Source organism: Phocaeicola sp. RTP21198st1_B8_RTP21198_201120, assembly GCF_040929485.1.
In the GTDB taxonomy this organism is placed as follows: Bacteria; Bacteroidota; Bacteroidia; order Bacteroidales; family Bacteroidaceae; genus Phocaeicola; species Phocaeicola dorei.
In genome coordinates this window covers 22184-34618 of sequence record NZ_JBCOCI010000050.1, presented here as the reverse complement: position 1 = coordinate 34618, position 12435 = coordinate 22184, and the positions used below count along the sequence as shown (strand labels likewise).

The window sequence follows — 12435 nt, the reverse complement described above, 5'->3', positions numbered from 1 at the left end:
AAGTACGACGGAAATATTCGTGACGCGGATAAGACAGGAATGAACGAGAATCTGTCAGCATACCTACGAAGCGGCTCAACAAGCCTAACAATGACAGTGCGTTCATCTGTTTTTCCATACCGTCTTTCTGATCGAGGAACCACCATCCAGAACCGAATTGAATTTTGCCTGGAATTGTACCGTCCTGGAAGTTGCCTAACATGGTAGCAATTACTTCATTGGCGCAAGGATTCAAGTTGTAAAGGATAGTTTTGGCCAGTTTTCCTTCTGTATTCAGGCGGTCAAGGAATTTTGCCATCGCTTTGGCGGTGGTAAACTCACCGATTGAATCGAAACCAGTATCAGGTCCCAGAAGTTTGAACATCTTGGTGTTGTTGTTGCGGATTGCTCCATAGTGGAACTGCTGGGTCCAGCCTTTTTCCCAATCCATTTCCCCAAATACGATCAGCATGGCTGATTTGAATTTCAGAATTTCTTCCTTGGTCAGTTCTGTACCACCATATACTTTATTAAATATAGCATTGATTTCAGCATCAGTATAGTCTTCAGCATAAAACTCTTCAATTCCGTGGTCAGACAATTTACAACCTTGTTCAGCAAAGAAGTCATGACGTTTCCGCAAAGCAGTTACCATGTCATCGAAAGAAGAGATCGTGACACCGCTTACAGCAGACAATTTTTCCATATAAGCACGGAAATCAGCAGGAACTTCTACTGCCATAGCCTTGTCTGGACGCCAAGTGGGAAGCATTTTAATTTCGAATCCGCTTTCACGGGTTTTGATGTGATATTCCAATGAATCTACTGGATCATCGGTTGTACAAACGGTTTCCACATGATAACGACGCATCATGCCTCGTGCGGAGTATTCCGGTTTGGCAAGCTTTTCATTACATTCATCAAAAATCTCGCGGGCTGTTTTCGGATTCAATACTTTATTGATTCCAAATGCGGTTTTCAATTCCAAATGAGTCCAATGGTATAATGGATTGCGGAAGGTATAAGGAACTGTTTCCGCCCATTTTTCGAATTTTTCCCAGTCTGTGGTGTCTTTACCGGTACAATAACGCTCGTCCACACCGTTGGTACGCATGGCACGCCATTTATAGTGGTCTCCACCCAACCAGATTTCTGTCAGTGACTTAAACTGATAGTCGTCAGCAACCATCTGGGGAATCAGGTGGCAGTGGTAATCGATAATAGGCATTTTAGCCGCATGTTCATGATACAACTTCTGCGCAGTTTCTGTCTGAAGCAGGAAGTTTTCATCCATAAAGTTTTTCATAAGTAGTCTTTTTATATCTATATAATTGTTGTTTATTTTGACTTTCAGTAAAAACTCATTCTAAAAAAGATGTCAAAGAGCATCTCTTTAGATTTATTAACCGTTATCGAACACGAAAGTAGAAATTTTATTTGGAATAACAAAATTATTTGTATCTTTGCGGCGAAGATTTAAAGATTTTAAATGCTTGGATCAATGATGATATATAAAAACTTAAATATATATTACCGTTTAAGAGAAAGCATGAATACTATGAGTACACAATAAAATCTGATTCGTCTTCGATAAGTACAGGTATGGATAAACACATAATATAATTAAAAATATGAAAGCATTAAACAAGGAGACAGCAGCAAAGACTCAACGTCCCGAAAGAATCATTCAATTTGGTGAGGGTAACTTTCTTCGTGCGTTTGTGGATTGGATTATCTACAACATGAACGAAAAAACTGATTTCAACAGCAGTGTGGTGGTGGTTCAACCTATTGAAAAAGGCATGGTTGACATGTTGAACGCACAAGATTGTCTGTATCATGTAAACTTGCAAGGTTTGGATAAGGGACAGGTGGTAAACAGCCTGACAAAAATTGATGTGATCAGCCGTGCTTTGAATCCTTATTCTCAGAATGATGAATTTATGAAATTGGCGGAACAGCCGGAAATGCGTTTTGTTATCTCTAATACGACAGAGGCCGGTATCGCTTTTGATCCTGCCTGCAAGCTGGATGATGCCCCTGCTTCATCTTATCCGGGCAAACTGACTCAGTTGTTGTATCACCGTTATAAAACGTTCAATGGCGATAAGAGCAAAGGTTTAATAATCTTCCCTTGCGAATTGATTTTCCTGAACGGTCATAAACTGAAAGAAACCATCTATCAATATATTGAATTGTGGAACCTGGGTGAAGACTTCAAGCAATGGTTTGAGGAAGCTTGTGGTGTCTACGCTACTTTGGTAGACCGTATTGTACCGGGATTCCCCCGCAAAGATATCGCTGCTATTAAAGAAAAATTGCAGTATGATGACAATCTGGTGGTACAGGCAGAAATCTTCCATTTGTGGGTAATTGAAGCTCCGCAGGAGATCGCCAAGGAATTCCCTGCCGACAAGGCCGGTTTGAATGTATTGTTTGTTCCGTCTGAAGCTCCTTATCACGAAAGAAAAGTTACTTTGTTGAACGGTCCTCACACAGTGCTGTCTCCGGTAGCCTATCTGTCTGGAATCAACATTGTGCGCGAGGCTTGCGAGCATGAAGTGGTAGGTAAATACATTCATAAAGTTATGTTCGATGAGTTGATGGAAACCCTGAACCTGCCGAAAGAAGAATTGAAGAAGTTTGCGGAAGATGTTTTGGAGCGTTTCAACAATCCGTTTGTTGATCACCAGGTGACTTCTATCATGCTGAATTCATTTCCTAAATATGAGACTCGCGACCTCCCGGGTTTGAAAGTTTATCTGGAACGTAAGGGTGAGTTGCCTAAAGGCTTGGTATTGGGACTGGCGGCTATCATCACTTATTATAAAGGTGGTGTTCGTGCTGACGGTGCTGAGATTGTTCCGAACGATGCTCCTGAAATCATGAATCTGCTGAAAGAACTTTGGGCTACAGGCTGCACTCAGAAAGTGGCGGAAGGCGTGTTGGCTGCAGAATCTATTTGGGGTGAGAACTTGAACAACATTCCGGGTTTGACCGCAGCTGTGAAAGCTGATCTTGACTCTATTCAAGAAAAGGGTATGCTGGAAACAGTAAAGGGTATTCTCTAGATTAATTGTTAGAAATAGTTTATAAATTCCTTGAGGGAGATTTGGGTTATTAAACTGAATCTCCCTATTTTTGTAACTATACAAAATAGATGTGGCCTATGGAGAAACAAGAATTCAGACCCAGCTATCCTTTATGGGTTTGGACGGTTATTGCTATTATGTTGGTGGCGTGTACATGCCTTTTTATAGCGCATGGAAGATATGCATCTTTGCTGGTCTTGACTCCTTCTCTGCTGATAATGGGGGTAAGGTTATTGTCTGTTTATACTATTACTCCTGATTCTTTTGCCTTAGCTATAAGAGGGATGAAGCCTCAGCATGTTTTTCCTTTGCAAAACATCACAGAGATAGAAAAGGAGTACACAAAGTCTGGTAAACTCAAGTCGATTGTGATCCGTTACCGGAAAGAAGGAATGTACCACAATTTTTTAGTTATCAAGAAAGATGATGTAAATATTGAAGGTATTCTGAACGCTATTTTGAACTATTGTCCTTCCGTATCTGTTCGTTAAAGATGATCATTAGGGAAAAATAAGGAAATACTCTTCTTTTCAGTTCCGCCTGATGGGAAGAATGATATTCTTCGGCTGTCGATATATTTTCAAAATAATGATAACTGTATTGGGGGTGGGACTCCATGTAATCCTGTACTATATCCGCACATTGAGATAATTTCATGATAACCGGCACATGATGATGGCTAAGATACATGTCCAGTTCATCCGAAGTAATATTGCCCGGAATAATGACCAGTCTTTCTTTTTGGCTGATGAGATGTAGTTTTGCGGCAGCTTCCGCAGCGATGAATGAAGGAATACCGGGAAGTTGCTCTACGGGGATTCCATTTTCTTCGAGGAGATCCAGTACATAGTGAACGGAGGCGTAAATTCCCGCATCGCCTTCTACTGCTACCGCCAACCGTTTTCCTGCTTTTTGTTCCAGCCTCATTTTTTCGAAAAGTTGCCGATAGACTTTGATTGCTTTTGTCCTGTCTTTGCTCATCGGGAGTGAGAATAGGTGTATATCTCCTTTGATGTCTAGCTTATGTAACAGGGTGGCGGCACGTGACAAAATTTTATCTGGTTCCCGAACCGTTGATGGACAATATATTATGTCTGCTTGTTGTAAAGCATGCAATGATTTTAATGTAATCAGTTCGGCATCACCGGGTCCTAAAGAAACAAAATAGATCGGATGACTCATCTTTTGTGGGTATTTACAGTTTTTAAGCACGCAAAAGTGCTGAAAAATTCTGTATAAAGCAAGAGAATTGATTACCTTTGTTGGCTGAAAAACAGAAAAGAACATGAAAAAACTAATATTGGCTTCGGGGCTCTTGTTATTATTGACTGTTACAGCCTGCCAAAGTAAGCACAAACAGGGTTCCGGGAATTTGGAACATAAGACATTGACAGATTCTTCTATTGTGAAGATTATTCCGGAATATGCCCAAGGGTTTAAAATAACTTATACGGATCAGGCTTGTCTGCTTGACATTCAGGACCCTCAGAATAAAGAAAGTCAGTCTTTTCATTATGCTTTGGTGCCAAGAGGTGTGGAAGCGGAAAACATACCTGCGGATTATACAGTTATTGAAACTCCCATACGAAGCGTTATCTGCATGACTTCCCTGCAACTTTCCAATTTTATCAAGTTGGAAGAGCTGGATGCAGTGGTGGGTATCACCAGTACACGCCATTTGTTTAACAAGAAAATAAATGATCGTTTGAAAGAAGGAAGCATTCATAAGATAGGTATTGAAGGGAATTTCGATAATGAGGTGATTATGAGTGTAAACCCGGATTTGATTTTGATCTCTCCTTTTAAACGAGGGGGATACGATGCTTTGAAAGAGGTAGGCATTCCTTTGATGCCGCATTTGGGATATAAGGAAATGACTCCTTTGGGACAGGCTGAATGGATAAAGTTTGTGGGCTTGTTATTGGGAAAAGAAGATAAAGCTAATGAGCAGTTTGCCGCTATTAAGAAAAGATATAACGAGCTGAAGGAACTGACCGGCCGGGTGACAAAACGCCCGGTAGTATTCAGTGGGGAATTGCGGGGCGGCAATTGGTATGCTGTAGGAGGGAGGAGTTTTCTCGCACAATTGTTTAAAGATGCCGGTGCCGATTATTTTTTGAAAGACGATGAACGGTCTGGAGGGGTCACCCTCGATTTTGAAACAGTCTACAGCCAAGCGGCCGGTGCCGATTATTGGCGTATTGTGAATAGCTATCAAGGAAAATTTTCTTATAACACGTTGAAAGAAGAAGATGCCCGTTATGTTGATTTTAAAGCATACAAAGAGAAAGGGGTGATTTATTGTAACATGCGTGAAAAACCTTTTTATGAGAGTATGCCTACAGAACCGGAAGTTGTTTTGGCAGATTTGATTCAAATCTTTCATCCGCAGCTTTTGTCCGGCCACCAACCGGGATATTATGAATTGCTTAAATAGAAAAATAGTATATGAAACGACCTGTTGCATTTTATATGCTGTTAATTATGGCTTCTATTTTTCTGTTTTTCTTTCTGAATCTGGTATTAGGTTCTGTTTCCATACCGCTTCGTGCTGTGTGGAATATCCTTTGGGGAACAGGGAATGAGTCTGTTATCTGGCAAAATATTATTTGGAAATCACGGGTACCACAGGCGCTTACCGCATTGGTGGCGGGGGCGGGGCTCTCTGTCAGCGGTTTACAGATGCAGACTGTTTTTCGCAATCCTTTGGCCGGTCCGTCGGTACTGGGCATCAGTTCGGGAGCCAGTATGGGAGTTGCTTTTGTGGTGCTTCTTTCGGGTAGTTTGGGTGGCGTTGCTTTGAGCAAGCTAGGCTTTATGGGGGAAATAGCCCTTACCATAGCAGCTATTGCAGGTTCACTTTCCATTATGGCACTTATTGTTTTCGTTTCCCAAAAAGTAAGGGGCAATGTTACTTTGCTGATTATCGGTGTGATGATTGGTTATATAGCCAATGCGGTGATCGGTGTGCTGAAATTTTTCAGTGTGGAGGAGGATATTCGTGCATATGTCATTTGGGGGCTGGGAAGTTTTGCCCGTGTATCGGGAGATCAGATGACTTTATTTATATGTATCATGGTGGTATTGTTGCCACTTTCCTTCCTGCTTGTCAAAACATTGAATCTTTTGTTGCTGGGAGATGCATACGCACGGAATCTCGGATTGAATATAAAACGTGCCCGTCTGCTTGTCATTACTTGTTCGGGAGTATTGGTAGCTATTGTTACCGCATATTGCGGTCCGATTATTTTTCTGGGGCTGGCCGTTCCGCATCTTTGCAGGGGAATGTTCCGCACATCCGATCATCGTATTCTGATGCCTGCTTCTTTACTGGCAGGTGCGTCATTGGCATTGGTATGTAATTTGATTGCCCGTATGCCCGGTTTCGAAGGTGCATTGCCGGTAAATTCGGTGACGGCTTTGGTAGGCGCTCCGGTAGTGATGTCGGTTTTATTCAATAAACGTCGCAATGAAATGAATGAGTAATGATGAATCAAGAAACTATACATATTCGGAAACTGACTACCGGTTACCCCGGTAAGGGGGGGACCAAGATTGTAGCGAAGGACATTGATGCTACTATCCGCAGTGGGGAACTGACTTGTCTTTTGGGTGCGAATGGAGTAGGGAAATCTACTTTATTGCGTACTTTGTCTGCCTTTCAGCCGGCTGTAGGAGGAGAGATAGAAATAATGGGAAAGAAACTGACGGATTACACCGATAAACAGTTGGCGACAGTTATCGGAGTGGTATTGACCGAAAAATGCAGCCTGCGGAACATGACCGTAGAAGAACTGGTGGGTATGGGGCGCAGTCCTTATACCGGTTTCTGGGGAAATTTAAGCAAGGAGGACAAGAAAACAGTAAACGATGCCATTGCGTTGGTAAGGATTGAGGATTTGAAATACCGGATGGTACATACTTTGAGTGACGGTGAGCGTCAGAAAGTAATGATCGCAAAGGCGTTGGCACAGGAAACCCCGGTGATTTTTCTGGATGAGCCGACTGCTTTTCTTGATTTCCCCAGTAAAGTGGAGATTATGCAATTGCTTCATCATTTGTCACGTTCTACCAACAAGACGATTTTTCTTTCCACCCATGATTTAGAGTTAGCTTTGCAGATTGCTGATAAGATTTGGCTGATGGATAAAGCCAATGGAGTGACTATAGGAACTCCTGAAGATCTTTCCATAGACGGATGCCTGAGTAATTTTTTCTCTCGTAAGGGTATTGTTTTTGATATGGAAACCGGACTGTTCCGCATTGACAATGAGTTTGAAAAAGAAGTCCGTCTGGTGGGACATGGGAATAAGTATGCGATGGTACGGAAAGCTTTGCAGCGGAATGGTATTCTGGCAAGCCGGCGTGTTGAGTCCGATTTTTATATTGAAACGGGAGATATGACTACCAATGGATATATTATCCACCCGGTAGCCGGGAGGACGATAAAGGTAGATACCATAGAGGAATTGTTAGAACAAGTCACTGCTATATTAGCTTCCGTTTAGCAGCGTTTAAATAATCAGTTATTGTATCCTGAAAGGAATATTCCCTTCTTCATCAATCAAGAGGATTGTTAATTTTCCTTCGGGCAACAAGGGGACGCAATGTGCAAAACAATGTTCCAACAAACACGGAAAGAACTTTCCGCAGTCTTCTTCAGACAGCAATGTCCATAATTCACGGGCTAATGTCAACCTTTCTATCATGCTTTCAACATCCGGAGAGCATCCGGCTTCCATTGCCACTTGTTTTAGGAATTCTTTATTCATCACTACTTTCTTACTATGTGTGTCCAGATTTCCTTCGGCCAGTTTCACCGCTTTGCCTATCATAATGCCTAAAGTAACCAATGGAACCTTAAGCTTGGCAGCTATCTTGAGTGTCTCCCCGATAAAATTTCCATAATGTACAAAAGCCTGAGCAGGTAACCCCGGATACTCCTTCTTCACAAAACGTTCGCTTTTTGCTCCCGAATTAATGATGAGTCTGGATGAGCCCACAGCCACACAAACCTCCACTTCCCTGCGGATAGCCTCGACAAAAGCTTCTGAAGAAAAAGGACGGACAATGCCCGAAGTTCCAATTATGGAAATGCCATCCACAATTCCTAGTTTAGGATTGAAAGTACGTTGTGCCAACTCTTTTCCTCCGGGAACGGAAATGGTAATATCCAGCCCTTTATCATAAAGCGCCGATAATTCTTTCATTATCATTTGTCGGGGGATGCGATTGATGGCGGGTTCCCCGATTTCCAATCCCAGCCCCGGAAGGGTGACTCGTCCCACTCCTTCACCTTGCAGGAAACGGATGTCCGGGTGATTGCTAAAACTTACCGTTACCACAATGGATGCGCCGTGAGTGACATCCGGATCATCTCCCGCATCTTTAACAACGGTGCAGGTGGCACTGTTCTTTTCTATTTCTGTATGGGATACCGGTAAGGTCATTTCCTCGTCATCGGGAAGGCGGAAGGATATCATTTTCTGTTCTTCCCCTAAAATCAGAGCCGTCAATGCTGCTTTTGCAGCTGCAGTAGCGCAGGCCCCTGTGGTATAGCCGCTTCTCAACGGGTAAAAAGCAGGGATGTTCTTTTCTATCTGTTTTCTCAATCCATATTCACCGGTAACGATCATGAAATGTCGGGGAAGGGGAGGGCGTTTTATAGCAAAGACCGGGATTTTTGCAGCCTGTGCCGCTTTCACTTTCTCCGAAAATCCTCCGGATTCTCCGCTTTCCTTGGTCAGAATGGCTTGTGGATGTAGTGTCTCTAATAAAAGAGCTTCGGATTCTCCGGCATGATAGAATACCAGATTTCCTTTCGGGAAGCCTTGTTCTTGGGCTAATGTGATGGAAGTTTCCCGTTCCAGTACGCGGAACCAACAGGTATGTTTCTCCCAATAAGGGCGTAACTTCCCGATGGTCTGTACTCCGGTCAGTGCCAGCAGATGATCGGTTCCTGCTTTCTCTAACCGGTAAATGGCATCTGTATAGTCTTCACACCAGATGATGTTTTCGGTGCGTGGAGGATACTTCCTTTCAAAACGTATGACAGGAAGATGTAGTGTCCGGCTTGTTTCATCCACAGTCCGGTGGAGTTGGGAGGCAAACGGGTGGGCAGCATCCACCAATAAACGGATGTCGTTTTGGCGGCAGAAACTTTCCATTTTCTCCGTGTTCATTCCTCCGGTGATACGGATGCCGTGCTTGCATTGTATCTCCTGCCATTCTCCTTTGGTAGAGTAGAAGTAGGGCTTTCCGGCTTCATCGGCAACTTTCACGGCGGTGCGTCCTTCGGTGGTTCCTCCTAAAATCAGTATCATAGGCTGGATGTGAATGATTCTTTTTTTATTTTCTGAACAAGTGTTTGAACTCGTGCGCATAGAGCCGGGACAGACCTTTCCGGTTGTCTATTGCTTCGCCTACTACCAATAAGGTAGTCAGCGTCAGGTTATTGTCACGTACTATCTTAGCCAAATCCTTCAACTCTCCGCGATAAATCTTTTCTTCTTTCCAAGTCAGCTTATAACAGGCGGCAACCGGAGTTTCGGGAGGGTATGCCTGCATCAGCTCTTCCTGTACCTGTTCCACAATGCCCGCACTTAAATAAATGCACATTGTACTTTGCGATTGCGCCAATTTATGTAATTGTTCTTTTTCGGGCATCGGAGTACGGCCTTCCCCACGGGTGAGGATTATACTTTGTACTTTTTCGGGGATGGTAAACTGTGACCTCAATGCTGCCGCAGCCGCTTGGAACGAGGAGATCCCCGGAGTGATATGATAACTCATCTTGTAGCGGTCGAAGAAAGCCATTTGTTCCTGGATGGCTCCATAAATGCAAGGGTCTCCCGTGTGCAAGCGTACAATAAACAATCCTTTATCATAAAACTTTTTCATCAAGGCGAATTGTTCCTCCAAATCCATACCGGCGGAACTGCGTACAGTCGCTCCTTCTTTAGCATAAAAGGTCAATTCGCGGGGAACAAGACTTCCGGCATACAGAACAAGGTCCGCTTTCTCCAACATTCGTTTTCCGCGTACCGAAATCAGTTCGGGATCACCGGGACCTGCACCCACGATCTCTATATGTCCGCCACGCATGGCTGTCGCACTGACGGCTATGGCAAAAGTGAAGTGATTTCCTTCTGTCAGCATGCCCTTTTGTTTTTCCAATACAAGTGTTCCTTCACCGCTGCTTTTCAAGGCTGTGCTTTCGGCCACTCCATAGACGCCTGTCACTTCGAATGCCTTTTCAGACGGATGGGGGACTGTGATATCTTTCAGTTCTTCCGCAGGATAAATATGGGTTTCCGTATCGGCCCATCGCCGGTGGAGGATTTCCAGCAGAGGCTCGTCTTTTTTCAGTTCGATGGTATTGAGGGAGGCGAGAGAGAACGGACACAAACCTTGTCTGTGCATCACGGCTTCTATGTATTCCGCAATGCCCGAAGGATCGCATTGTTTCCGGCAACCTATTCCCAAGTGGAGGACAGCGGGATGGAAGCAGAGCATGGGAATCTCCGCACTATATATATAAGGTGTAACAGCAATAATCAACTTGAATTCCGATTGGGGTATGTCTTCGAAATGATAGAACACTTTTACGTGTGCGGGAAGTGTGCGTTCCAGATACTCCGTACCTTTATCCTTTATATCGAGCAGCAGCACCGTTGGTTCCCGGTTGACAAAAAGTGTGACCAGTCTGTTCATTTCTGCATGAGGAACAGTTATTTTCCAGTCATATTTTTCAGCTAGCGTGTCCAGTGCCCATAACCCGGCATTGTCACTTTGGGTGGTAATCACAGCTTCTCCTCCTGTAATGGCGGCAATATGGCGGGTCAGTTCATTGGCTCCCCCCACATGCCCGGAAAGTACTGAAATGACAAAGCGCCCTGTACTGTCCACACAGACCACTGCCGGATCTTTATATTTGTTTTTTATGCATCCTGCAATGCTGCGTACACAGATTCCCATGGCACCAATAAAGATGATGCTGTCGAAGTCATTGAAATGCTCCTCTATGAACCGATGGCAGGATGTGATGGAAATACAGCCTTCGCATTCGTTTTTGGTATAAATAAGGGTATCCGGCAACTCTCTTTGTAGTGTTTTTGCCAACGGCAGGCTGGCTTCTGATATCAGTATGATTGCTTTCATTTGTTATCTGTTTTAAATCATTTATTCCGCTCTCATTATCTCTATCGGATTAAAGGTATCCACAGCAATACGGGTACACTGTGTTACCTTCTTGTTGATTTGTGTTATACCTTTTGTGAACAGGGCCTTGCTCTCTTCCGAAACCGAATTGAATACAATGACTCCGTCAGGCAACAGCACTTCTTTGATTTTTTGTAGAATCTCTATCATTTTTCCTCCATGACCACCTATAAATACGGCATCGGGGGCGGGAAGCCCGCCGAGTTCCGTTTCCAGAAAATCACCCATGACGGTTGTAATGCCGGGCGTGCCGAATTTACGACTGTTGCGTTCCATTAACTCTTTACCTTCCGTACGCTGTTCGAATGCTGTCACTTTCAGCTCCGGAAATTGGAGTTTGGCTTCTATGGAAACGGAACCGGTGCAGAAACCGATGTCCCAGAATGATTTCTTTTCCCTTAATGTCAGCATACTGAGAGTAAGCAAGCGGACAGGCATTTTGGTAATCATTTTGTTGCGTCCGTTCAACAAATGAAATTCACTTTCGGGAATTCCGAACGGACGGGGATGCACCTTGTTTCTTTGCAGTATCAGGCAATTGGGAAAGCGGAAAGCAGATTGGGAGGCTTCCTCTAAAGAGAATGTACGTACAGATTCTTCCTCGCCATTGCCTAATGCTTCCCCCACGGTCATGCGGTAGTTGTCATATCCATACTCCAGCATCCGGGCGGCAATGGTGGCAGGTGTCTTTTCCCGGTCGGTCAACACGCCTATCAGTTTATCTCCTCTGATTAAAGCAGAGTCGAATGCATCCCAAGGACGTCCGGTCAGCGACAAGGTCTGCATCTCCTGATAGGGGAGCAATATACGGTGTGCCAGCATTTGCAGCGAGTTGAAGGTGGGGAATAAGATAATCTTTGCCGACGGGAGTTTTCTCATGACGGTATTGGCGAAGCCGAAAAACAACGGGTCGCCTGAAGCGAAAACAATTATTTCGGGATGTTCCTCGTAACGGGAGAATACCGCATCCAGCGGGACGGTGATGTCTATCCATACGGCATCTTCCGGCAAATAAGCGTGTACCAGTTCATGATGACGTTTTCCTCCCGAGAAGACTTTCCCTTGAGAAACCAAGTTCCGGATTTCAGGAGAAAGAAATTGATTCCGGTCATCGCTTATACCTATTATATAGAATGTTTGCATG

Annotated in this window: 10 protein-coding genes; 5 read left to right on the top strand and 5 right to left on the bottom strand. The window is 43.9% G+C overall.

Going from position 1 to position 12435, the window contains the following annotated elements:
- Positions 1–1285, bottom strand: a 1285-nt coding sequence (gene uxaC / locus AB5935_RS16170) for a glucuronate isomerase (RefSeq protein WP_368327484.1), incomplete at its 3' end; no start/stop codon positions are given.
- 325 nt (positions 1286–1610) lie between these two features.
- On the opposite strand from uxaC, the gene AB5935_RS16165 reads away from it, so the two are divergent.
- Positions 1611–3050, top strand: coding sequence for a tagaturonate reductase (locus AB5935_RS16165; protein WP_007835760.1), 1440 nt, complete (start codon positions 1611–1613; stop codon positions 3048–3050).
- 98 nt (positions 3051–3148) lie between these two features.
- On the top strand, positions 3149–3562 hold the full coding sequence (locus AB5935_RS16160) for a hypothetical protein (RefSeq protein ID WP_007849709.1): 414 nt from the start codon (positions 3149–3151) through the stop codon (positions 3560–3562).
- On the opposite strand, the gene AB5935_RS16155 is transcribed toward AB5935_RS16160, so the two are convergent.
- Entirely contained in the window at positions 3525–4253 is a 729-nt protein-coding gene (locus tag AB5935_RS16155) for a precorrin-2 C(20)-methyltransferase (RefSeq protein WP_007844208.1), read from the bottom strand. The genes AB5935_RS16160 and AB5935_RS16155 overlap by 38 nt on opposite strands.
- Positions 4254–4356: 103 nt before the next feature.
- On the opposite strand from AB5935_RS16155, the gene AB5935_RS16150 reads away from it, so the two are divergent.
- The 3 genes from AB5935_RS16150 to AB5935_RS16140 are packed head-to-tail and all read left to right on the top strand — an operon-like array spanning position 4357 to position 7579.
- Positions 4357–5508, top strand: a complete 1152-nt coding sequence (locus AB5935_RS16150; protein ID WP_007835758.1) for an ABC transporter substrate-binding protein — start codon at positions 4357–4359, stop codon at positions 5506–5508.
- An 11-nt stretch (positions 5509–5519) separates the two neighbouring features.
- The gene (locus AB5935_RS16145) at positions 5520–6557 is read left to right on the top strand and encodes an iron ABC transporter permease (RefSeq protein WP_005853279.1); all 1038 of its coding nucleotides are present in this window, start codon (positions 5520–5522) and stop codon (positions 6555–6557) included.
- A 2-nt stretch (positions 6558–6559) separates the two neighbouring features.
- A complete protein-coding gene (locus AB5935_RS16140) occupies positions 6560–7579 on the top strand; it encodes an ABC transporter ATP-binding protein (RefSeq protein WP_032936339.1) in 1020 nt (339 codons plus the stop codon).
- 18 nt (positions 7580–7597) lie between these two features.
- On the opposite strand, the gene cbiD is transcribed toward AB5935_RS16140, so the two are convergent.
- From cbiD to AB5935_RS16125, 3 genes are read right to left on the bottom strand one after another with little or no spacing between them, the layout of a single operon-like run.
- Complete coding sequence (gene cbiD / locus AB5935_RS16135) at positions 7598–9394, bottom strand: cobalt-precorrin-5B (C(1))-methyltransferase CbiD (RefSeq protein ID WP_038609578.1); 1797 nt, start codon at positions 9392–9394, stop codon at positions 7598–7600.
- A gap of 25 nt (positions 9395–9419) precedes the next feature.
- A complete protein-coding gene (gene cobM, locus AB5935_RS16130; protein WP_007849698.1) occupies positions 9420–11231 on the bottom strand; it encodes a precorrin-4 C(11)-methyltransferase in 1812 nt (603 codons plus the stop codon).
- 21 nt (positions 11232–11252) lie between these two features.
- Positions 11253–12434 carry a bifunctional cobalt-precorrin-7 (C(5))-methyltransferase/cobalt-precorrin-6B (C(15))-methyltransferase gene (locus AB5935_RS16125; protein WP_007844222.1) on the bottom strand — a complete coding sequence of 394 codons (1182 nt, stop codon included), beginning with the start codon at positions 12432–12434 and terminating at the stop codon, positions 11253–11255.
- Position 12435: the final 1 nt, after the last annotated feature.